This is a genomic window from Microbacterium sp. CCNWLW134, assembly GCF_037083565.1.
GTDB lineage: Bacteria > Actinomycetota > Actinomycetes > Actinomycetales > Microbacteriaceae > Microbacterium.
In genome coordinates, this window is sequence record NZ_JBAOJU010000001.1 from 791,112 (window position 1) to 812,946 (window position 21,835).

Here is a 21,835-nt window from a genome sequence, read left to right on the forward strand (position 1 = left end):
CGGTCGTACCGATCCGGTGGCGAATGCGAGTCGACGTGAGGAGAGGAGAGCAGGTGCCTGACATCTCCTCCGGAGACCGCGTGATCGAGCTCCCGGATGCCACGTTGGCGCTCCGCTGGGCTGCCACGACGCACACCGGCCGCCGACGCGAGGTGAATCAGGATGCCGTGCTCGCCTCGTTCCCGCTGTTCGCCGTGGCCGACGGCATGGGAGGGCACATCGGCGGCGAGATCGCCAGCGCCAGCACCGTCGATCGGCTCCGCGCCGTCGTGGAGACGGGCCCGGTGAGCGCGAAGACGATCGAGAAGGCGCTCGGCCGCGCGGTGAAGGACATCGCTTCCCACCCGGAGACGACCGACGACGGCACGGGTACGACCCTGACGGGCGTCTACCTGGATCCGACGACCGAGCCGGCGACATGGGTCACGCTGAACATCGGAGATTCGCGGGTCTACGTGCTTCGCGACGACGACGTCGTGCAGGTCACGACCGATCACTCGGTCGTGCAGGAACTCGTCGCCTCGGGGCGTCTCAGCCCCGAAGAGGCCGAGAATCACCCCTACGGCAACGTCATCACCCGCGCGGTCGGACCGAGCGAGAGCGTGACACCCGACTACGTGCGTCTCGACATCGTCGACGGTGACCGCTTCGTGGTGTGCTCCGACGGGCTCACCAAAGAGCTGACTGATTTCGGCATCCGTCACTTCCTCGCGCAGCACGATGATCCCGCCGGAGCGGTGAGTGCGATGCTCGATGCGGCGCTCGAGAACGGCGGTCGCGACAACATCACGATCATCGTCGTGAACGTGTCCCTCCGCGAGAAGACCGCCGGTGCCGCGGCCGGAGTCGATTCCTCCACAGCCTCGGCCTGAGAGCGAGTTCTCCACCGATCGATCGTGACGAAGATCCTCACGGTCGCCCGGCCTCCAGGGTGGGTGGGTGTCGTCGTTCACTCCGCTTCCCCCGGCCTTTCCCCCGACGTCGCCACCGGGGGCGCGGTCGTCCGGCCGCGTCGGGGTGGCCCAGGCCGATGCTGCGCTCGCATCGCCCGTGCCCGACGACCCGGCACCGGACGAACTGCTCCGCCTCGAGGACGGGTGGGAGCGGCCGCCCCGGCCTCCGCTGCCGATCGTCGCCTCGACGGTCCCGATCCTCGGCGCCGGTGCGCTGTGGCTGGTCACCGGGTCGATCCTCGCGCTGTGGCTCGCCGCCCTCGGGCCCCTCATCGCCATCGCGTCGATCGCCGACGCCGCCCGCACCGCACGACGGGACCGTCGTGAGGCCGAGCGCGTGGGCGCGAGGACGCGCGCCGATGTGATGCGCGCGGTGGCGTCGCGCCACCGGACGGAGCGCGAACGGTGGTGGGGTGTGCACCCCGACGTCGCGCGGCTCGTGGAATCCGACGTCGAGGTCTGGCGGACCCATCACGATCGCGGCGACACCGTCGTCGTCGGCCGTGGGCGCATCCCCAGCGCCGTGCGGGTCACCGGCGGGCGTGGCGACCCGCGTGCCGGTGAGCTGCGCCGTCGCGCCGCAGTCCTCGAGGATGCGCCGATCGCGGTGCCGCTCGACGCCGGAATCGCCGTCATCGGGCCGCCGGTCGTCAGTGCGGCGGTGGCTCGCGCACTCGTCCTGCAGGCCTGCCTGGCGCATCCGCCCGGGGCGTTCTCGCTGCTCCCGTCGGACTCCGACGATGAGGTCTGGTTCGCCCGGCTGCCGCATCGCCGAGTCGCCGCCGGGCGCACGCTCGCACTCCAGGTGGGGGGAGCGGATGCCACGGACGCCGCCGACATCCGGATCGTCTGCGTCGGTCCCGGAGAACCACCGCCTCCCGGTTGCGCGGTCGTGCTGCGGGTCGACGGTCCCGACCGGGCGCTGGCCGACATCGGTGGGGAGACGTACGAGATCCGACCCGAAGCGGTCGGGCGGGCGCAGGCGGCATCGATCGCCGATGATCTCGCCCTCCGCGCCGCGCGATCGCTCGGAGACCTGGGCGGGGACGACCGCGCTGTCCTCCTGGCCGACCTCTGGGCAGATGACGGCCGACCGCCCGTCGCCGGCGCCGGACTCGCGGTGACGATCGGACGCGATCGCGCTCCGGTGTCGGTGGACCTCGTGGAGGACGGTCCTCATGCCGTCGTCACCGGGATGACGGGGTCGGGCAAGAGCGAACTCCTCGTCACCTGGGTGCTGGCCCTGTGCGCCCGCTACTCCACCCGCGAGGTCACCTTCCTCCTCGCCGACTTCAAGGGCGGCACGGCGTTCCAGCGCCTCGCGGGCCTTCCGCACGTCACCGGCGTCATCACCGATCTCGATCCCGGAGGAGCGCGCCGGGCGATCGAGAGTCTCCGGGCCGAGATCCGCTGGCGGGAATCCGAGCTCGCGCGCACGGGGGCCCGTGACATCCGTGATGACGGAGCCGGGCTGCCGCGGCTCGTCGTGGTCGTCGACGAATTCGCGGCCCTCCTGGCTGATCACCCCGAACTCCAGACGCTGTTCTCCGACCTCGCAGCGCGAGGAAGGGCGCTCGGCATGCACCTCATCCTCGGCACGCAGCGCACAACGGGGGTCATCCGGGAGGGACTGTGGGCGAACCTGCCGCTGCGGCTGAGCCTGCGGGTCGCCGACGCCGCCGACAGCCGGGCGGTGCTCGGGACCGATGCCGCGGCAGGTCCGGTGTCAGCGGGAACCGAGCGCGGCACCGCCTGGCTGCGAAGGAGCATCGATGTCGCGCCACGACGGTTCCGGGTGGCCCTCGCCCGAGCCGAGGACGTCGCCGCCGTCCGTCACTCCGCCCAGGGGCCGACGCCGCGACGCTCCTGGCTGCCCGCTCTGCCGGCGCGCGTCGACCTCGCCGACCTACCGGTGCCGGCCGACGGGGGCGGGTCGGCGGCGCCCCTGGTCCTGGGGCTTCTCGATGAGCCCGACGAGCAGCGGCAGCGGCCGGCGCTGCTCGAGCGCGGCGCGCCTGGCGTGGTCTTCCTGGGGCGAAGCGGCAGCGGCCGGACGACCGCGTTGCAGACGCTCAGCGCTCAGCGTCCTGATGCGGCGACGTGGGTGCCGGCCGATCCGGAGGCGGCGTGGGATCTCGTCGCGGATCTCGTCCGGGCGCCGCGTCCGGCGTCGGCCTCGCCGAGGCTCATCCTGATCGACGACGTCGATGCGCTGGTGGGGCGCTACCCGATGGACTATGCCGGGGAGTTCCTTCAGCGGCTCGAGGATCTTCTCCGTGGCGCCGGCGGCGAGGGCGCCGTCGTCGCGCTCACCGCGCAGCGGCTGACCGGTGGCGTGGCGCGACTGGTCGATCTGGCCCCTCGGCGCGTCCTCCTCGCCACCGCTTCGCGTGCCGATCACGTCGCACTCGGCGGTGATCCGGCGGGGTACGAGGCCCGTGCCGTGCCGGGTCGAGGAACGATGGACGGCATCGCCCTTCAGGTGGCGACCGCCTGGGATGCAGCGGTTCCGGGTCCGGCCGGTCCGCCCGAGACCTGGCACCCCCGAGCGCTCACGGGGTTCGTGACGCGGCGCTCGCCGCAGGCGCGGGCGGCGCTGCGCGCCTGGGAGGGAGCAGGGGCCGCGCTCATCGATCTCGAGGCCTTCGACGCCGGAGTGGAGCGCGGCAGCCGAACCGGCCGCGTCGTGGTCGTCGGCGAACCCGACGAGTGGCAACGGCACTGGCGGACACTCGCGCTCATCCGGTCGGACCACGACCTGGTCATCGACGCGTCCTGCGGACCCGAGTATCGGATGCTGACGGCCGACCGCGACCTGCCGCCCTACTGCCTGACCGGGCGCGGTCGGGCCTGGGTGCGCCATGCAGCAGGCGAGCCCCGTCGCATCCTTCTTCCCGACACTCCCGCGCATGCTTGACCGCTGTCGCCCGCTGGCCATAACGTCAGCGCATGGCAACCTCCCCTGTGACCCTGGGCCGACCCGAAGGCAAGGGACTCGCAGCGGGGACGCTGGGGCTGTGGGGCTCGACCGTCATCGGTCTGGCGTCGACGGCACCGGTGTACTCGCTGGTCGCGACCCTCGGGTTCGTGGTGCTCGCCGTCGGTGCGCAGGCGCCGATCGCGTTCATCATCGCCTTCGTGCCGATGCTGTTCATCGCCTTCGCGTATCGCGAGCTCAACAACGCCGTGCCCGACTGCGGCACGACGTTCACCTGGAGCACGAAGGCCTTCGGACCCTGGGTCGGCTGGCTCGGCGGGTGGGGTGTGGCCGTCGCCGGGACGATCGTGCTCGCGAACCTCGCGCAGATCGCCGGCATCTACTTCTGGTCCCTTTTCGGAGACGGCTCGCTGGCCGGCAACGTGCCGCTGGTCACCGCCACCGGTGTCTTCTTCATCGCGGCGATGACGTGGGTGAGCTGGCGGGGCGTGGAGATCGGCGAACGGATCCAGAACGTCCTCCTCGCCATCCAGTACCTCCTCCTGGCGGTCTTCATCGTCGCCGCGCTCTGGCAGTTCTTCACCGGCACGGCCCCCAACCCCACGCCGTTGGATCTGTCGTGGTTCAACCCGCTCGGGTTCACCGACTGGAGTGCGTTCACCGAGGCGATCCTCCTGGCGATCTTCATCTACTGGGGGTGGGACACCTGTCTCGCGCTGAACGAGGAGACGAAGGACCCCAAGCGCATCCCGGGCCGGGCCGCCCTCCTGACCACGCTCATCCTCGTCTTCACCTACGTCGGCGTGACCGTGGCGGCGATGATGTACGCCGGTCTCGGATCAACGGGTGTGGGCCTGGGCAATGAGGCCAACGCCGACGACATCTTCCTGGCGCTGAAGGACGACCTGCTCGGCCCGCTGGCCCCGCTCCTGCTGATCGCGGTCCTGATCTCGGCGGTGTCGTCGACGCAGACGACGATCCTCCCGACGGCGCGTGGCACCCTGTCGATGGCGGTGTACAAGGCGCTCCCGCAGCGATTCCGCACGGTGCACCCCGTGTACAAGACCCCCTCGTTCTCCACGATCGTCATGGGGATCGTCGCGAGCCTGTACTACATCGGGATGACACTGATCAGCGACAACATCCTGCAGGACTCGATCCTGTCGCTCGGCCTGGCGATCGCGTTCTACTACGCCCTCACGGGGTATGCCTGCGTCTGGTACTTCCGACGTGACCTGTTCACCTCGGCGCGGAACCTGGTGTACCGCGGCATCCTGCCCCTGCTCGGAGCCCTGATGCTGACCTACGCGTTCATCCAGTCCGCGATCGACATGTACGACGTCGACTACGGGTACACCGTGCTGCTCGGCATCGGCGGCACCTTCGTCGTGGGCGTCGGTTCGCTGGCGATCGGCGTGGTGCTGATGTTCATCTGGTACGCCTTCCCCACCTCCAAGCCCTTCTTCCGCGGGGAGCGGCTCAACCGCGACACGCCGGTGCTCGTGCCCGATGAGGGGGCCTACCAGCGATCGGTGGACGGCGGGCTCAGCTGACCCCGGTCCTCAGCCGAGGACATCGGCGACCGGTGTGTGCGTCAGACCGTGCGCGGCGGCGACGCCCGCGCTCGTGACGGCACCGCCGACGACATTGAGGCCTGCCGCCAGCGCGGCGTCCTGCGCGAGCGCCGACCGCCATCCTCGGCCGGCGATCTGGCGGATGTAGGGCAGGGTCGCGTTCGTCAGCGCGGAGGTCGAGGTGTTCGGCACGGCGCCGGGCATGTTCGCCACGCAGTAGAAGACGGTGTCGTGCACGGCGAACGTGGGATCGGCGTGGGTGGTCGGCCTCGTGTCGGCGAAGCAGCCGCCCTGATCCACGGCGATGTCGACCAGGACGCTGCCCGGTCGCATCCGGGACACCATCTCGTTGCTGACGAGCTTGGGCGCCTTCGCCCCCGGGATCAGCACCGAACCGATGACGAGGTCGGAGTCCACCACGGCGCGATCGAGGTCGAGAGGATTCGACGACGCGGTCTTGACCCGTCCCTGGAAATGGTCGTCGAGGGCGCGCAGACGTTGGATGTTGGTGTCGAACACCGTGACATCCGCCCCGAGGCCGACGGCGATGACGGCGGCGTTCGCTCCGGCGACCCCGCCCCCGATCACGGTGACCCGCGCGGGGCGGGTGCCGGGCACACCCGACATGAGCAGGCCCCGTCCTCCCTCGGAGCGGAGCATCGTATGCGCGCCGACCATGGGGGCCAAGCGCCCCGCGACCTCGCTCATCGGGGCGAGGAGCGGCAGCCCGCCCCCGGGCAGCTGCACGGTCTCGTAGGCGATCGCGGTGACCCCGTCGGCGATGAGGCGCTCGGTCAGCGTGCGGTCTGCGGCGAGGTGCAGGTAGGTGAAGAGGACGAGGTCATCGCGGAAATACCGGTACTCCTCGGCGATCGGCTCCTTCACCTTCAGCAGGAGCTCCGCTCGCCCCCACACCTCGGCGGCGTCGTCGACCAGGACCGCCCCGGCGTCGTCGTATTCGCCGTCGGGCATCGACGATCCCGCGCCGGCACCTCGCTGCACGACGACCTCGTGTCCGGCGACGACGAGGTCGTGCACTCCGGACGGGGTCAGCGCGACCCGGTATTCGTTGTTCTTCACCTCGGTGGGAACTGAGATCCTCATCTTCGCGGTCCTCTCCGCTCCTGGTGGAAGCGTCACATGACGGGGCGGATCACCCCGACGTCTCGACCGCCGCCGGTGACCGACAGCGGAAGCTCGGCGAGGGTCGCGGCGACGTCGCCCGCCGGCAGCGCACCGTGGCGCTCGAGGAGGCGCAGGGCGACCGCGGTCGCCGCGCGCGACGACCCGTCGAGCATCTTCAGGGCCACGGTCGTGCCGCCCGGGGCGGTCATCACGAGCACACCCTCGGCGCCGGTCTTGGCGAAGACGCCCAGGCGCTCGATCGCGACGGTGTCGGGGCGACCGGGTCCTTCGATGGTCCAGGGGTGCTCGCGAACCGTGCGGACGAGTGTTCCGGCCTGGCGGTGCAGGGCGAACGGCGACCGCTCGGACGACACCCCGATGCGGTGGACAGCGCGGGCGAGGCCGAGCAGCGTGACGGCGTAGACGGGCGCCCCGCAGCCGTCGACGGCGGTCGCCGCGACGCGCTCGCCGATGAGGCGTTCGATCACCTCGCGGATGCGGGTCTGCAGCGGGTGCTCGGGCTCGAGGTAGGTCGCGGTGTCCCACCCGTTGACGGCTGCGGTCAGGAGCATCGCGGCGTGCTTGCCCGAGCAGTTCATTCGCTCGCGGGTGGGCTCGCCGCCGGCGCGGACGAGCGCGTCGCGGGTGGGCTGGTCGGACGGCCAGGCCGGAGGGCAGCCGAGCGCGCGTTCGTCGAGGCCGGCACGATCCAGGATGCCGCGGACGACCGCCACGTGCCGGTCGGTGCCGGTGTGGCTCGCGGTGGAAAGACCCAGCTCCTCGCCGGCGAGGTCGGCTCCCGCCGTGAGGAGGGCCAGCGCCTGAAGAGGCTTGAGGCTGGAGCGCGGGAGGATCAGCGCCTCGACGGCGCCGAGACGCTCCGAGACCACGCCGTCGGCGTCGAGCACCACGGCGACTCCGCTGTGACGGGACTCCACGAACCCACTGCGTTCGACGACGGCGAGCTCGACGGCCTCTGCGGCGGCGATGGTCTGCGGCACGCCCGTCAGCCTACCCTCGACCCCGGAGGCTCCCGGATCCCTCGTGCGAGACTGGGGCCATGTGGGGTGAGCATCGATACGCGCTGCGCGCGACGTGGACTGGCAACCGGGGGAGCGGAACCAGCGGATACCGGGATTACGACCGTTCGGTCACCATCGAGGTCGACGGCAAGCCCACGCTGCTGGCCTCGGCCGACAAGCCGTTCCGCGGAGATCCGGCGCGATGGAACCCCGAGGACCTCCTTCTCGCCGCGCTCAGCGAGTGCCATCTGCTGTCCTACCTGCACGCGTGCGTCATGGCCGGGGTCGTCGTGGTCGACTACGACGACGAGGCGACCGGTCTCATGGTCGAAGACGGTGCGGGCAGCGGAGCGTTTCGCGAGGTGGTGCTGCACCCGCGCGTCACCGTCGCGTCCGAGGAGATGAGGGATGCTGCGGTCGCGGCGCACGAGAAGGCGCATGCCCTGTGCTTCATCGCCAACTCGGTCAACTTCCCGGTGCGCCACGAGCCGACCATCCTGGTGGCCGACGCCACGGTGCGAGCTAGAGGCGCTCGTGCGGAAGAACCTGCTTGATGCGCTCAATCGGATTCTGAGCCGGAACCTCGTTGTAGACGCCGGCGAGCTCCTGCTCGCTGAGGGCGTGGATCGCCGCCATGATCTCGTCGGTCGCCCCTCGGCGCGCACGCCCCGAAGACGCCGCGCCGTGGTGCGACAGGTCCAGGGGTGCGCCGAACCGCACGGTGATGCGCTCGGAGAGCGAGGGACGCTTCGCCCCCACCGGCATCACGCGGTCGGTGCCGATGAGACCCACCGGCACCACGGGAGCGCCGGTCTCCAACGCCAGGAAGGCGACACCGGTGCGACCCTTGTAGAGCCGTCCGTCGAGCGAACGCGTGCCCTCGGGGTACAGTGCGACCGCGCGCCCCTCCGCGAGCAGCATGCGCTGCTGCTCGAGGGCGTCGAGCGCCGCCTGGCCCGCCCCGCGCTGGACGGGGATGGCGCCGATCGCCCGGAAGAACTCCCGCGACATCCAGCCCTTCATCCCCGAGCCCTCGAAGTAGCTGGCCTTGGCCAGGAAGTGCACCGGGCGGGGAGCGGCGACCGGGATGGCGATCGAGTCGATGAACGACAGGTGATTGCTGGCGAAGATGACCGGTCCCTGGCGCGGAACGTTGCCTTTGCCCTCGACCTTCGGGCGGTAGATCAGCCTCCCCAGCGGAGCGATCACCATCCGCCCCAGTGCATAGGTCATGCCGATGGAATGCGAAGAGGCGTCGGGGGCCCCTGGGGGGAGATCGCTGGCTGCCTCGGACGTCACCAGACGAGGGTACTCTCGCTCTCATTCCGTCGTCGGCATCACCGCCGTCCGACCCCCTTGCACACCGGACCATCGCGACCTCTCAGCCCAGACAGAGGAAACGTAGGCCAGGATGGGGAGGTCCTTCCGTCCCTCGACCCTGAGGTTTTTGTGCGTATTCGTCCGCTCGCCGCTCTGTCCGTCGCCGCCGTATCGGTCCTGCTGTTGACGTCGTGCTCGGGTGGTGCGCCCGACGCGACCCAGTCGCCGTCGGCTCAGGTCGCCGATCTGTGCGACGCGGTCGCCCCGTCGGGCGACGCGTCCGAAGCGGTCACGGTCGAAGGTGAGCCCGGCGCCGCATCGCAGGCGGTCTTCACCGCGCCGCTGGAGATCTCCGAGCTGCAGAGCACCGTCGTCACGGAGGGCGAGGGCGACGCCGTCGAGGCCGGTGAGCTCGTCAACATCGCCTTCACCGCCTTCAGCGCCGAGACCGGCGAAGAGCTCGGGTCGCTGAACTACGAGCCCGGGCAGTTCCTGCCGCAGCAGATCTCCGCCGACAATCCCATCGGCCAGGTCCTCGGCTGCGCCACGCCCGGCACACGGGTGGTCGCCACCTTCCCCGCGACCGAGACCAACGGCGGCGAGGTCTACGTGTTCGACTTCCTCGAGACCGTCCCCGATGCCGCGTGGGGCACCGAGCAGCCGGCGCCGGAGGGGCTTCCCGAGGTCGAGCTGGCCGATGACGGTGAGCCGACCATCACGGTGCCCGACGCCGATGCTCCCACCGAGGTCGAGCTCGCGACCCTGAAGCAGGGTGACGGCGAGACCGTCGAGCCCGGCGACACCGTGCTCGTCCAGTACACCGGCGTCAAGTGGTCGGACAACGAGGTGTTCGACTCCAGCTGGGAGGCCGGGACGCCGACGTCGTTCCAGACCACCGGCGTGGTCGACGGGTTCCGCCAGGCGCTGGAAGGTCAGACCGTCGGTTCGCAGGTGCTCGTGGTGATCCCGCCGGAGTTCGGATACGGCGCCGTCGAGGGCAATGAGCTCCAGGAGGAGACCCTGGTCTTCGTCGTCGACATCCTCGGTGTCCAGCACGTCGCGGCCACGACCGCGCCCTGACCCCGCTGCGCGGGAGGACCGCGGATAGGCTGACCGGATGCGACGCATCCTCGTCCTCGGCTCCACCGGCTCCATCGGCACGCAGGCCCTCGAGGTCATCGCAGCCAATCCCGACCGCTTCGAGGTGGCCGGTCTCGCGGCGGGGACCCGCCGCGACCAGCTGACTGCGCAAGCGGCGCAGTTCGGGGTCTCCGAGAGCGCGTGCGCTCTCGGAGCCGTCGAGGCGGAGCAGCTCGTCCGCGACGTCGAAGCTGATGTCGTGCTCAACGGCATCACCGGGTCGGTGGGGCTCGGGCCGACTCTCGCCGCGCTCGAGACCGGTCGCACCCTCGCGCTGGCGAACAAGGAATCGCTGATCGTGGGCGGTGAGCTCGTCACCGCCCTCGCTGCGCCCGGGCAGATCGTCCCCGTGGACTCCGAGCACTCCGCGATCGCGCAGGCGCTTCGCGCCGGCACCCACGAGGAGGTGCGCCGACTGGTGCTCACCGCTTCGGGTGGACCCTTCCGCGGGCGCTCACGATCGGAGCTCGCCGACGTGACCCCCGCACAGGCCCTGGCCCATCCCACGTGGGACATGGGCCGGGTCGTCACGACGAACTCGGCCACCCTGGTGAACAAGGGGCTCGAGGTCATCGAGGCGCACCTGCTGTTCGATGTGCCCTATGACGCGATCGACGTCGTCGTCCACCCGCAGTCGGTGGTGCACTCCATGGTCGAGTTCGTCGACGGGTCGACCATCGCGCAGGCGTCACCCCCCGACATGCGGCTTCCGATCTCGCTGGGCCTGGACTGGCCGCAGCGCGTGGCCGGTGTCGGCGTGCCGATCGACTGGACCCGGGCGACACAGTGGACCTTCGAGCCGCTCGACGAGGAGGCCTTTCCTGCGGTACGTCTGGCCAAGCGGGTGGGAAAGGCCGGGGCCACCTACCCCGCGGTGTTCAACGCGGCGAACGAGCAGGCGGTCGACGCCTTCCACGAGGGGCGACTCCGGTTCCTCGACATCGTCGACCTCGTCGCCGATGTCGTCGACCGTCATGAGGCTCCCGCCGCTCTCACGCGGGCGTCGCTCGCCGACGCCGAGAGCTGGGCACGGCGCGTCGCCGACGAGCTGATCGCCGCGCGCTGAGGGCCTCTCCCCGGCCTGTCTCAGGCCGGGCGAAGGGGATCGGATGACGGTGTGCTGTCCTCCGGGTAGGGAACCGGCCAGCGGGGCTCGGGAACGGGCCAGCCGCGGGCGGCGAGGGCCCGCCGGGCGAGTTCCCGCGCGGAATAGGGAGTGCGAACGCCGCGGATGTCGCGGTAATCCTGGTGGCCGGGGCCGGCCCACAGGATGGCGTCACCCTCCCCGACCAGCGCGACGGCCTCGCGGATGGCCCGCTCCGGCGGGGAGTACTCGTGGATCTCGGCGTCGGGCTTCGCCCGGCGCGCTCCCTCGATGAGGGTGGCCCGGATCGAGTCGGGATCCTCGTGCCGCGGATGGTGGTCGGTGATGATCAGGATGTCGCTGCCTTCGGCGGCAGTGCGCCCCATGTCGAGCCGCTTGGTGGCGTCGCGGTCGCCGTCCGCGCCGACGAGCATCAGCACCCGGCCGGGGGTGACGTGCCGCACCGCGGCGAGGGTCTTCTCGAAGGCGTCGGGGGAGTGGCCGAAGTCGACGAAGACCGCCGGGCCGCTCTCACCCGAGACGAGTTCGGTGCGTCCGGGCAGATACGCCCGTATTCCACCGTCGCGGGTGAACGCCGAGACGAGGTCGTCCCACGCGTAGCCACCCTCGAGGAGCATCACGATGGCGAGACCGGCGTTGGCGGCCATGTGCTGGCCGATGACCGGGACGACGGTCTCCAGCATCCGTCCGTCTTTCGACGACAGCCTGAATCGGGTGCCCTGCTGGCGCTCCTCGACGATCTCGACGACCCAGTCGGCCTGCGCCGCAGCCTCGGGGTCGACGGCGATCGCCGGCGTCCCGACGGTGAGGGTCGGCACCTCCGATCGCGCGACGGCGTCCGCGCCGGCGGATGAATCGAGGGAGATCACGGCGCGGCGGGCGCGCTCGGCGGTGAAGAGCGGCAGCTTCGCCTCGAGGTACTCGGCCATGTCGGCGTAGTCGTCGAGGTGGTCGTGGCTGAGGTTGGTGAACCCGGCCACGTCGAAGACGATGCCGTCGACGCGGCGCCGGCTGAGCGCCTGCGCGCTCACCTCGACCGCCACGGCCTGCACGCCCCGTTCCCGCATGAGCGCCAGCAGCGCGTGCATCTCGTAGGCCTCGGGGGTGGTCAGGCGGGAAACCACCACCTGCCCCGCGATGTGGCGCTCCGCCGTCGAGGACAGCCCCGTGACGACGCCGAGCTGATCGAGAATGCCCTCCAGCAGGTGCGACACGCTCGTCTTGCCGTTCGTGCCGGTGGTGCCGAACAGCAGGGGCAGGTCGTCGTCACGCCCGGTGCCGTAGACCCACGCCGAGATGGCGCCGAGCAGGGCGCGCGGGTCGTCGACGACGAGGACGGGGAGACCGGATGCCGCGGCGAGTGCTTCACCGGCCTCGTCGGTCACGACCGCCACCGCGCCGCGTTCTGCGGCATCGCCGGCGAACTCTGCGCCGTGACGATTCACCCCGCGGACGGCGACGAAGACGTCGCCGGGTCGCAGATCTGCGGTGGCGAGGGTCACCCCCGTGAGGGTCGTCTCGCCGGGGTCGCCGCTCACGCGGCGAGCGAAGCGTTCGACGAGATCGCCCACGCGGTGCACGGGCGGGTGGTCCGGCCGAAGCACGGGGGGCAGGTGGGGAGCGTCATCCGTCGGCATGGCGCATCCATCCTCTCACCGGCTCCGGCCGAGACCGTGATCCGGCGGGGATCAGCTCCGCGCGCGTCGGCGCCACAGCGCCACGACGAGGGCGCCGACGCCGGCGGCGAGGCTCGCTGCGGCCAACCCGCGGGCGACCGGATCATCCGTGCCGGTCTGCTCGGTCGCCGCTGATGCGGCGGGATCCTCCGACGCGACGCTCGCGTGCGACCCGCCATGCTCCGAGGCTGCGCCCTCCTCCGGAGCGGAGACCAGCACGACGGGGGCCGGATGCTCCGGCTCCTCCTCTCCGGTTTCGGCCACGTCGTTCCATGCGGTCGAGCCGGTGACGCAGCTCTGCTCGACCGGGAACCTAACGGTGGCGCCGGCCGATGCCTCCGCGAAGGTGACATCCAGCGCGACCGAGGCGCGCAGGCCCGACTCGATGGGCTCGTCGGCAGTGAACGTCACCCGGGTCGGCACGCCGTCGGCGCCCACGTCCCGGGTGATCGTCCAGTCTCCGCCGACCACCGGGGTCGCGGTGACGACCTCATCGGGGATGTCGACGGCGAGGGTCGTCGTGGGTGAGTCCTCGCACCCGTGGGAGAACGAGAACTGCAGCGTCGTCCGGGCGCCGGCGGGAGCGACCTCGGGCGAGACGCCGACATGCGCCGATGCGGCCAGGGGCGCCGCGAGCACGAGGGCGAGGCCGACGAGAGAGCCGGCCGCGAGGAGGGACGTACGGAGGGAAGCAGAAGCGGTCATGCGAATTCTTTCCTTTTCACGCAGGGTCGATGACGCACCGCCGGTCGGCGGGCGCGCAGATCACCGGCGCGGACCGCGCCGGTGTGCGGGGCGTCGCGGCCTCAGACGGCCGCGACGCGAACCGGGGGACCCCGGGAGGAACAGCCCGATGCCGGTCGGGTGCGAAGACTCCACGCGGGCCGGTCGATCCCGAGGTGGGGGAGCGCAACGCGAGGGGAAGGAAGCACCGCACGGGGGGCGGTGAGGAGGGTGCGGATGCCGCGCCCGAGGGCCCGCAGCATCCGCTCGCCGTAGTGGAGGAGAAGGGCCGTGAGGATCGCGGCGAGGCCGTGGGCGAAGAGCATCGGGGCGTCGGGGACGGTGGCGACGGCGCCCGAGGTCAGGGGAAGCGCGACGTGGTGGAGATGCCCCACAGGGGCGGCGGCGTCGGACGACGAGCCGGTGCCCGCGAGCGCGAACGCCACGTGATAGACGGCCTGAGCCGCGGTCACCGTGGCGAGTGTGCGAACGAGGCTCGGCCGACGGCCGATGAGGATCAGCGCGACCGGGGTGGCGAGCACCGCCGCGACCAGCAGCAGGATGACCGGGGGAGGGCCTTCGGCGGCGAGGGTGTGCGAGGTCCCGGCGATCACCGTGGCCGCGGTGGCGGCTGCGACGGCTCGGCCGGCGCGCAGGTGTCGGGGGCTCATGGTCTCCTCGGGGCTTCGCCATGTCGGCGGTAACAGGCTACGCGGCGGTGCGGCCGGAACTCGACTCGAGGAACGGTCGCCTAGTGATCGTACAAAGCTTCGATGATAGGTCGAGAGTTGGTTCGGCGATGTCGGAGCTCTCTGCGATGATTCTGGTAGGTCATCGAGACGGGGTTTCCAGTGGACGCGGACGAGAAGCGGCGGCGGGCGGAGGAGAGGCGCGCCGGGGTGTTCGCGGATGAGCTGGCGAAGCTGCGGCGGCGTCGGGCGGCGCTGGAGGCGAAGGAGACCCGGTTGCTCGCGGATGCGTATGCGTTGACGCTTGAGCAGCGGTCGCGGGTGGGGTCGGTGTCGTCGCGGGAACGCGATATGCCGTTGCGGTCGATGGCGCTGGAACTGGGGATGGCGGTCAGGGTGAATGACCGGTCGATGCAGTCGCAGATGCATGACGCCCACGAGTTGATCGAGCTGTTCCCTCAGACGATGGCGGCGCTGGTGGAGGGGCGGGTCACGCGGGCGCATGCGCAGGTGATCCAAGACGCGGGCCGGGTGATCGAGGATGCCGCCGACCGGGCGGCGTTCGAACGCATCGTCCTCGTCGAAGCCGAACGGCAGACCGTGCCGAGGACGAAGAAGTACGCCCTCCAGCGTGCGGCGGTGTTGGACCCGAGGCCGTTGCAGGAACGACATGACACCGCGATCCGGGAACGCCGGGTGTGGGTCACCGACCTCGACGACACCCTGTCGACGTTGACGATCCTCGGTGGGAACGTGTACATCCACGGCGCCTTCAACCGGCTCACCGGACAGGGCACCACGATCAAGGACGTCGACCGCGCGAAGCGGCGCGAGTACGCGGCCACCCAGGGTGAAGCGGGTGCGCCGGAGGAGGAAACGGCAGAGCCGTGGTTCGATGACCGGTCGCTGGATGAGATCCGCTGCGACCTCGCCCTGGACATGCTCCTCGCCGCGTCCCCGGTGATCGACCCCACCGACGGGGGCGCAGGGTGGGCTCGGCGCCATCCGGGCCGAAGTGCAGATCACCCTCCCGATCACCACCCTCACCGGCGTCACCGGGTCAGGGGCGGAGTTGAACGGAGTCACCCCGGTCGACCCGGAGACCGCCAGACGGATGGCAGGGACGGCGAAGGTGTGGGACCGGGTGATGACCGACCCGATCACCGGGGTCGTCACCGCGGTCGATAGGTACACCCCGCATCCATCCCAAACCCGGTTCCTCAACGCCAGAGACGTCACCTGCCGAACACCCGGATGCCGAAGGCCCGCGAAACTCTGCGACAAAGACCACTCGAAGGACTTCGCGTTAGGCGGACCAACCTCCAACGACAACCTCTGCAACGAATGCGTGAGGCACCACACGTTGAAACACGCGACGAACTGGCACGTGGAACAGCTCCCCGGCGGGGTACTGAAATTCACCAGCCCCGGAGGGAAGAACTACGACAGCCACCCACCCTCACGCGTCGCGTTCGTCCCCACCGACGACGGCACGCTCACCGTCGCCCCCTTCTGAATGAGCAGGGAGCTGGATGAGCATCGTGCTGAGTGAGCATCGTGGCGACGAAAGCCTCCGCCGTGGACCCACGGCGGACTCAAAGAACCCGGGTATAGCGTGAGTGGCGTGGAGGTCCTTGCATTCGTCATCGGCATCGCCCTGATGGTCGTCGGGCTGGCTGTCTCGATCGCCCTCCATGAGCTCGGGCACCTGTGGCCGGCCAAGCGGTTCGGAGTGCGCGTCGGCCAGTACATGATCGGCTTCGGACCGACGCTGTGGTCGCGTCGCATCGGAGAGACCGAGTACGGCGTCAAGGCCATCCCCCTCGGCGGCTACATCTCGATGGCGGGCATGTACCCGCCCTCGCCCAAGAGCGCCGAGCGAGGCGGACGAGCCGGTGGTGGCTTCTTCGCCACGATGGTCCAAGACGCGCGGGCGGCGAACGACGAGACCCTCGACGGCGACGACGACCTGCGGGTGTTCTACAAGCTGCCCGTCTGGAAGCGGATCGTCATCATGCTGGGCGGACCGATCATGAATTTCCTGTTCGCGATCGTGCTCTTCGCGATTCTGCTCTCGGGCATCGGCGTGCAGACCTCGACCACGACGGTCCAGACCGTCAACGAATGCGTGATCCCCGCGTCGGCGGAGCGCACGGCGTGCGAACCCTCCGATCCGGCAGCACCGGCGGCGGCAGCGGGTTTCGAGCCCGGCGACGAGATCGTCTCGATCGATGGAACGCCCATCGAGACCTTTGCCGAAGCATCCGAGATCATCCGCTCGTCCCCGGGAGACACACTGTCGGTCGTGGTGCTCAGGGATGGCGAGGAGCGGACGCTCCAGCTCGTCCCCACCACCGCCGAGCGGGAGGTCTACGACGACACCGGAAGGCCGGTCACCGACGCCGCAGGCAACCCGGTCACCGAGGAGGTGGGCTTCGCCGGCATCGGGCCGTCATCGGCCTACGTCCAGCAGCCGATCTGGGCCGGCCCGCAGTTCGCATTCGAGAACGTCGGCGCCGTCGCCACGGTGATTTGGCAGCTTCCTGTGCGCATCTTCGACACCGCGACGACGCTCTTCACCGGCGAGGAGCGCGATCCCAACGGGCCCCTCAGCGTCGTCGGCGTCGGCGTACTGGCGGGAGAGGTCGCCGCCGCCGAAGCGCCCATCCTCAATCGGGTGGCGGGGTTCCTGTCGCTGCTGGCGTCGCTGAACGTCGCGCTGTTCGCCTTCAACCTGCTGCCGCTGCTCCCTCTCGACGGCGGCCACGTGGTGGTGGCCCTGTGGGATGGCATCAAGCGGGCGTGGGCGAAGCTGTTCCGCCGTCCGCCTCCGAAGCCGGTCGACGCCACCAAGCTCGTCCCGGTCACCTTCGTGGTGTTCATCGCGCTCCTGGTCATGGGCGGCACGCTGATCCTCGCCGACATCCTGAACCCGATCTCGCTGTTCGGCTGACCGGGGTCGGGTGCCGGGCGATCAGGCGGTGGATCGGTGAGGCTCAGGCGGTGACCGGTGAGGCTCAGGCGGTGGATCGGTGAGACTCAGGCGGTGGATCGGTGAGACTCAGGCGGTGACCGGCGACAGCGCGGCGGCGACCAGGCGCTCGAGCGTCAGCATCCCGTCTCTGGACAGGATCGATTCCAGGTGCCCCTGGATGGAGGCGAACGCGGGACCCCGGAGCGCGAAGACGTCGCCGGTGACGGGGTCGGCGGCGACCTCGACCTCCGGCGCCTCCGCCGCGTCGATCCGTGTCGTGCCGGCGGGGACCCGCGCGGTGAAGGTGTTGTAGAAGCCGATGGATGCGGGCTCGCCGAACACGTCCACCGTCTTCTGCAGCCCCTGATGGGGCTGATCGAGCGGGACGAGGTCGATGCCCAGGCCGTCGGCGAGGATCTGGTGGCTCAGGCACACCGCCACAAGAGGGCGGCCCTGGGTGCGTCGTCGGGCGACCACCTCGCGCATGCGCCGCATCCGCGGCGTCGACGGGTCGCGCGGGTCGCCCGGACCCGGGCCTGAGATGACCAGCTCGGCGGCATCGACCTGCGCGTCCGAGACCCGGTCCCACGGCACGATCTCGACGTCGAGACCGAGGTGGCGCAGCTGGTGGGCCAGCATCGTGGTGAACCGATCCTCGGCGTCGACGACGATCGCCGATCGGCCCGCGAAAGGCCCCCCGCCCTCGGGAGCAGCCTGCGGGTTCAGCCAGAAGGCGGCCAGCCGGGCATTGCGCGAGGACAGGAGCGAGGCGATCTCCGGGTCGGATCCGAGCGGCCGCGCAGCGGCCGCGGGGGCATCCTCATCGATCGTCTCCTCGATCGCGGCGGCGACCGGCAGCACGGCCGGGGCCGGGCGATCGCGCGGGATCGCCCCGATCGCGCCGAGAACCCCGGCGGCCTTGCCGTGCGTCTCGCCCACCTCGCCGTACGGATCGGAGTGACGCACCAGCGTCGCGCCGACCGGGACGCGCAGGCGCCCGCCGGAGAGGTACGCCGTGCGGATGAGGATCGGCGCGTCGAGGTCGTGCGTCGACTCACCCTCGAGGATGACGTCTGTGCGCGGCGTGAAGAGGGCCGCGACTCCGGAGTAGTAGCCGCGGGGCGAGGTCTCGTGGCGGGTGATGACCGTGCAGGCGTTCTGCATGGGGGAGCCGGTCACCGTCGGGGCGAACATCGTCTCGCGAAGGATCTCGCGCGGATCCAGGCGGCTGCGCCCGCGCAGAACGTACTCGGTGTGGGTGAGGCGCGACATCTCCTTCAGGTGCGGGCCCGTGATGCGCCCGCCGTCGGAGCACACCGCGCTCATCATCTTCAGCTCCTCGTCGACGACCATGAAGAGCTCCTCGGTCTCCTTGGTCGATCTCAGGAATTCGGTGAGCGTCTCCACGGTCGCACCGCCGTCGGGATGGCGGAACGTCCCGGAGATGGGATTCATCGTGACCACGCCGTCGCGGGCGCTGACATGGGCCTCGGGGCTCGCCCCGACGGCGATGTGGCCAGGGGTCACCACGGCGAAGGTCCAATAGGCGCCGCGCTCGTGTTCGAGGAGAGCCCGGAACCACGTCAGCGCGGCGGTGATCGGGTCGGCGTCGACGGCGGCGGTGAAATCGCGCCGGATGACGAAATTCGCTCCCTCGCCGCGGCCGATCTCATCGGCGATCACGCGTCGAACGATGTCGGCATACGCCTCGTCGTCGATGTCGAAGCCGGCGTCCCGCAGAGCGACGGGCGCGCTCGGCAGCTCGGCGAGCGCCTCGGCTCGGGAGATCACGGTGCGGTCCGAGACGATGAGGCACCGCAGCGGGGCGCCGTCGTCGTGGCACGCGAAGCCGCGCTCGCGAACCTGGCGGAAGGGCACGAGGGCGAGGACCTCGTGAGGGGCACCTGAAGCGTCGGTCAGCGGGATGTCGGCGAGGAGGTCGACGTCGACGACGTCGCCGGTCAGCAGCTCCACGTTCTCGGCGTCGCGGGCGATGAGGGCGAAGGGCAGGGCGCCCTGGGCGAGCTCGGCGAACAGGTCGTGGGGGAAGCCGGTCATCTCGGTCTTTCGTCAGGGGGCGGTCACCCTACGAAGAAGACCGCCCGGAGGCGGTCGGATGTCGCGCGAACACCACCGCCTACGCGGTGAGCCACCAGTGCGCCAACATGCGGCGAACCTACCACACCGGCATCCCGACACCGCGGGAGGGCGGCATTTCCCGCCCGGGCGCACGCGCGCGGCGTAGGCTGAATCCGTGCCTGCTGTGAACATCGGTATGCCTCGTGTGCCCGAGGTCCTCGCCCCCCGCCGCAAGACCCGGCAGATCCGCGTCGGAAAAGTCCTGGTCGGCGGGGATGCCCCCGTGAGCGTCCAGTCCATGACCACGACGCCGACGACCAATATCAACGCCACACTCCAGCAGATCGCCGAACTGACGGCATCCGGCTGCGAGATCGTGCGCGTGGCGGTGCCGTCTCAGGACGACGCCGATGTGCTGCACATCATCGCCAAGAAGAGTCAGATCCCTGTCATCGCCGACATCCACTTCCAGCCGAAGTACGTCTTCCAGGCGATCGACGCGGGCTGCGGCGCCGTTCGGGTGAACCCGGGCAACATCCGGAAGTTCGACGACCAGGTCGGCGCGATCGCCAAGGCGGCGAAAGACGCCGGAGTGTCGCTGCGCATCGGCGTGAACGCGGGATCGCTCGACCCGCGCCTGCTGGAGAAGTACGGCAAGGCGACGCCGGAGGCGCTCGTGGAGAGCGCCGTCTGGGAGGCGTCGCTGTTCGAGGAGCACGACTTCCATGACTTCAAGATCTCGGTCAAGCACAACGACCCCGTGGTCATGGTCAAGGCCTACCGCCTGCTCGCCGAGCGCGGCGACTGGCCCCTGCACCTCGGTGTGACCGAGGCCGGCCCCGCCTTCCAGGGCACGATCAAGAGCGCGACGGCGTTCGGCATCCTGCTGGGGGAGGGGATCGGCGACACGATCCGCGTCTCGCTCTCGGCGCCCCCGGCTGAAGAGGTCAAGGTGGGGCACCAGATCCTGCAGTCGCTCAACCTCCGTGAGCGCAAGCTCGAGATCGTCTCCTGCCCGTCGTGCGGACGCGCCCAGGTCGACGTCTATTCCCTCGCCGACAACGTCACCGAGGGACTGAAGGACATGACCGTTCCGCTGCGCGTCGCCGTCATGGGCTGCGTCGTGAACGGTCCCGGCGAGGCGCGCGAGGCCGACCTCGGCGTCGCATCCGGCAACGGAAAGGGTCAGATCTTCGTCAAGGGTCAGGTCATCAAGACCGTGCCCGAGTCCGAGATCGTCGCCACCCTCATCGAGGAGGCCAACCGCATCGCCGACGAGATGGGGCCCGACGCCCCCCTCGGGACCGCGCAGGTCGTCACGAGCTGACGCGGGCGGGGTGCGCGGCGGTGCCGCGGGCGCCCGGCATCCCGAGCTCGGAGAATCGCGCGAAATTCGGATGATGTGGCGGCGAGGATCCGAAGTTCGTCGTCTCCTCCGAATTCCGCGGGCGGGAGCAGGCCGGCCGGCTCAGCTCCAGAGCTTGTGGTAGGCGTTGACCGCCGGCTGGCCGCCGAGGTGGGCGTACAGAACGGTGGATGACGCGGGGATGTCGCCGCCCTTCACGAGATCGATGAGCCCTGCGAGGGACTTCCCCTCGTAGACCGGGTCGGTGATCATCGCTTCGAGCTGGGCCCCGAGAGACATGGCCTCCATGGTCGAGTCGACCGGGATGCCGTACAGGTCGCCGGCCCAGCCCTCGAGCACCTGGATCTCGTCGTCGCGGAGGTCGCGGCCGAGTTCGATCAGTTCTGCGGTGTTCCGGGCGATCCGCGTCACCTGGTCGCGCGTCTTCTCGATCGTCGCGGAGGCGTCGATGCCGATGACCCGTCGGCGGACGCCGGTCAGCTCTTCCAGAGCAGCGAACCCGGCGATCATCCCCGCGTGGGTGGACCCCGTGACCGTGCAGACGATGATCGTGTCGAAGAACACCCCGAGCGCCCTCTCCTGCTCGGCGACCTCGAAGGCCCAGTTCGCAAAACCGAGCCCGCCGAGTCGATGCTCGGACGCGCCCGCCGGGATCGGGTAGGGGGTGCCGCCGCCGGCCTCCACCTCGGCCAGGGCCTGCTTCCACGAGTCACGGATGCCGATGTCGAACCCCGCGTCGTCCAGGCGCGAGTCTGCGCCCATCATCCGAGAGAGCAGGATGTTGCCGACCTTGTCGTTCACCGGGTCATCCCAGGGGACCCACTTCTCCTGGACGAGGCGTGCCTTCAGTCCGAGGTGCGCGGCGACCGCGGCGACCTGCCGGGTGTGATTGGACTGGTACCCGCCGATCGAGACGAGGGTGTCGGCGCCCGAGGACAGCACGTCGGGGACGATGTACTCGAGCTTGCGGATCTTGTTGCCGCCGTACGCCAAGCCGCTCGAGACGTCTTCGCGCTTGGCCCAGACCTCCGCACCGCCGAGATGCTTCGTCAGCCGGTTCAGCGGTTGGAGGGGGCTCGGCCCGAAGGTGAGCGGATGCCGGGGGAACTCGTGCAGCTTCACGATGCGCCTTTCGTCGGGATGTGCGCAGG

At 70.3% G+C, this 21,835-nt stretch carries 18 protein-coding genes; 10 read left to right on the forward strand and 8 right to left on the reverse strand.

The genetic code is table 11. From position 1 onward, the window contains the following. The first annotated feature begins 53 nt into the window (after positions 1-53). The 3 genes from V6S02_RS03685 (at position 54) to V6S02_RS03695 (ending at position 5,444) form a co-directional block, all read left to right on the forward strand. Positions 54-872, forward strand: coding sequence for a PP2C family protein-serine/threonine phosphatase (locus tag V6S02_RS03685; RefSeq protein ID WP_124292847.1), 819 nt, complete (start codon positions 54-56; stop codon positions 870-872). A gap of 67 nt (positions 873-939) precedes the next feature. After that, positions 940-3,870, forward strand: a complete 2,931-nt coding sequence (locus tag V6S02_RS03690) for an FtsK/SpoIIIE domain-containing protein (RefSeq protein ID WP_336399903.1) — start codon at positions 940-942, stop codon at positions 3,868-3,870. A gap of 32 nt (positions 3,871-3,902) precedes the next feature. Further along, positions 3,903-5,444, forward strand: coding sequence for an APC family permease (locus V6S02_RS03695; protein ID WP_124292849.1), 1,542 nt, complete (start codon positions 3,903-3,905; stop codon positions 5,442-5,444). Positions 5,445-5,453: 9 nt separating this feature from the next. On the opposite strand, the gene ald is transcribed toward V6S02_RS03695, so the two are convergent. Then, the gene (gene ald, locus V6S02_RS03700; RefSeq protein ID WP_336399904.1) at positions 5,454-6,569 is read right to left on the reverse strand and encodes an alanine dehydrogenase; all 1,116 of its coding nucleotides are present in this window, start codon (positions 6,567-6,569) and stop codon (positions 5,454-5,456) included. Positions 6,570-6,601: 32 nt separating this feature from the next. After that, positions 6,602-7,591, reverse strand: coding sequence for an asparaginase (locus V6S02_RS03705; RefSeq protein ID WP_336399905.1), 990 nt, complete (start codon positions 7,589-7,591; stop codon positions 6,602-6,604). Between the two features lie 59 nt (positions 7,592-7,650). Here V6S02_RS03705 and V6S02_RS03710 point away from each other — a divergent pair, with 59 nt between their 5' ends. Beyond that, the gene (locus V6S02_RS03710; protein WP_124292852.1) at positions 7,651-8,166 is read left to right on the forward strand and encodes an OsmC family protein; all 516 of its coding nucleotides are present in this window, start codon (positions 7,651-7,653) and stop codon (positions 8,164-8,166) included. Here V6S02_RS03710 and V6S02_RS03715 read toward each other — a convergent pair. Further along, positions 8,135-8,845 carry a lysophospholipid acyltransferase family protein gene (locus tag V6S02_RS03715; RefSeq protein ID WP_124294413.1) on the reverse strand — a complete coding sequence of 237 codons (711 nt, stop codon included), beginning with the start codon at positions 8,843-8,845 and terminating at the stop codon, positions 8,135-8,137. The genes V6S02_RS03710 and V6S02_RS03715 overlap by 32 nt on opposite strands. A 216-nt stretch (positions 8,846-9,061) precedes the next feature. Here V6S02_RS03715 and V6S02_RS03720 point away from each other — a divergent pair, with 216 nt between their 5' ends. Then, a complete protein-coding gene (locus V6S02_RS03720) occupies positions 9,062-10,012 on the forward strand; it encodes an FKBP-type peptidyl-prolyl cis-trans isomerase (RefSeq protein WP_336399906.1) in 951 nt (316 codons plus the stop codon). Between the two features lie 37 nt (positions 10,013-10,049). Then, positions 10,050-11,138 carry a 1-deoxy-D-xylulose-5-phosphate reductoisomerase gene (dxr, locus tag V6S02_RS03725; RefSeq protein ID WP_336399907.1) on the forward strand — a complete coding sequence of 363 codons (1,089 nt, stop codon included), beginning with the start codon at positions 10,050-10,052 and terminating at the stop codon, positions 11,136-11,138. A gap of 20 nt (positions 11,139-11,158) precedes the next feature. Here dxr and V6S02_RS03730 read toward each other — a convergent pair whose 3' ends face one another. The 3 genes from V6S02_RS03730 to V6S02_RS03740 form a co-directional block, all read right to left on the reverse strand. After that, positions 11,159-12,814: a Mur ligase family protein gene (locus V6S02_RS03730; RefSeq protein ID WP_336399908.1), complete on the reverse strand. Its 1,656-nt coding sequence runs from the start codon at positions 12,812-12,814 to the stop codon at positions 11,159-11,161. Positions 12,815-12,865: 51 nt separating this feature from the next. Continuing rightward, positions 12,866-13,558: a DUF1775 domain-containing protein gene (locus tag V6S02_RS03735; RefSeq protein WP_336399909.1), complete on the reverse strand. Its 693-nt coding sequence runs from the start codon at positions 13,556-13,558 to the stop codon at positions 12,866-12,868. Positions 13,559-13,659: 101 nt separating this feature from the next. Further along, a complete protein-coding gene (locus V6S02_RS03740; RefSeq protein WP_336399910.1) occupies positions 13,660-14,247 on the reverse strand; it encodes a hypothetical protein in 588 nt (195 codons plus the stop codon). 180 nt (positions 14,248-14,427) lie between these two features. Here V6S02_RS03740 and V6S02_RS03745 point away from each other — a divergent pair, with 180 nt between their 5' ends. The 3 genes from V6S02_RS03745 (at position 14,428) to V6S02_RS03755 (ending at position 17,218) form a co-directional block, all read left to right on the forward strand. Then, positions 14,428-15,453 (forward strand): DUF222 domain-containing protein, encoded by a 1,026-nt coding sequence (locus tag V6S02_RS03745; protein ID WP_336399911.1) that lies wholly within the window; start codon positions 14,428-14,430, stop codon positions 15,451-15,453. A gap of 199 nt (positions 15,454-15,652) precedes the next feature. Continuing rightward, positions 15,653-15,781, forward strand: coding sequence for a hypothetical protein (locus V6S02_RS03750; RefSeq protein WP_336399912.1), 129 nt, complete (start codon positions 15,653-15,655; stop codon positions 15,779-15,781). A 108-nt stretch (positions 15,782-15,889) separates the two neighbouring features. After that, positions 15,890-17,218, forward strand: coding sequence for a M50 family metallopeptidase (locus V6S02_RS03755; protein ID WP_124292857.1), 1,329 nt, complete (start codon positions 15,890-15,892; stop codon positions 17,216-17,218). 108 nt (positions 17,219-17,326) lie between these two features. On the opposite strand, the gene V6S02_RS03760 is transcribed toward V6S02_RS03755, so the two are convergent. Continuing rightward, entirely contained in the window at positions 17,327-19,297 is a 1,971-nt protein-coding gene (locus V6S02_RS03760) for an anthranilate synthase family protein (RefSeq protein ID WP_336399913.1), read from the reverse strand. A 196-nt stretch (positions 19,298-19,493) separates the two neighbouring features. Between V6S02_RS03760 and ispG the strand changes: the two genes are divergently transcribed. Further along, positions 19,494-20,645 carry a flavodoxin-dependent (E)-4-hydroxy-3-methylbut-2-enyl-diphosphate synthase gene (gene ispG / locus V6S02_RS03765; protein ID WP_200829956.1) on the forward strand — a complete coding sequence of 384 codons (1,152 nt, stop codon included), beginning with the start codon at positions 19,494-19,496 and terminating at the stop codon, positions 20,643-20,645. Positions 20,646-20,786: 141 nt separating this feature from the next. On the opposite strand, the gene V6S02_RS03770 is transcribed toward ispG, so the two are convergent. Then, entirely contained in the window at positions 20,787-21,806 is a 1,020-nt protein-coding gene (locus V6S02_RS03770; RefSeq protein ID WP_336399914.1) for a 1-aminocyclopropane-1-carboxylate deaminase, read from the reverse strand. Positions 21,807-21,835: the final 29 nt, after the last annotated feature.

Coding starts and splice junctions, on each gene's coding strand:
- V6S02_RS03730 (WP_336399908.1), bottom strand. CDS start 12,814: ATGCCGACGGATGACGCTCCCCACCTGCCCCCCGTGCTTCGGCCGGAC.
- V6S02_RS03740 (WP_336399910.1), bottom strand. CDS start 14,247: ATGAGCCCCCGACACCTGCGCGCCGGCCGAGCCGTCGCAGCCGCCACC.
- V6S02_RS03695 (WP_124292849.1), top strand. CDS start 3,903: ATGGCAACCTCCCCTGTGACCCTGGGCCGACCCGAAGGCAAGGGACTC.
- V6S02_RS03760 (WP_336399913.1), bottom strand. CDS start 19,297: ATGACCGGCTTCCCCCACGACCTGTTCGCCGAGCTCGCCCAGGGCGCC.
- V6S02_RS03735 (WP_336399909.1), bottom strand. CDS start 13,558: ATGACCGCTTCTGCTTCCCTCCGTACGTCCCTCCTCGCGGCCGGCTCT.
- V6S02_RS03715 (WP_124294413.1), bottom strand. CDS start 8,845: ATGACCTATGCACTGGGGCGGATGGTGATCGCTCCGCTGGGGAGGCTG.
- V6S02_RS03710 (WP_124292852.1), top strand. CDS start 7,651: ATGTGGGGTGAGCATCGATACGCGCTGCGCGCGACGTGGACTGGCAAC.
- dxr (WP_336399907.1), top strand. CDS start 10,050: ATGCGACGCATCCTCGTCCTCGGCTCCACCGGCTCCATCGGCACGCAG.
- ald (WP_336399904.1), bottom strand. CDS start 6,569: ATGAGGATCTCAGTTCCCACCGAGGTGAAGAACAACGAATACCGGGTC.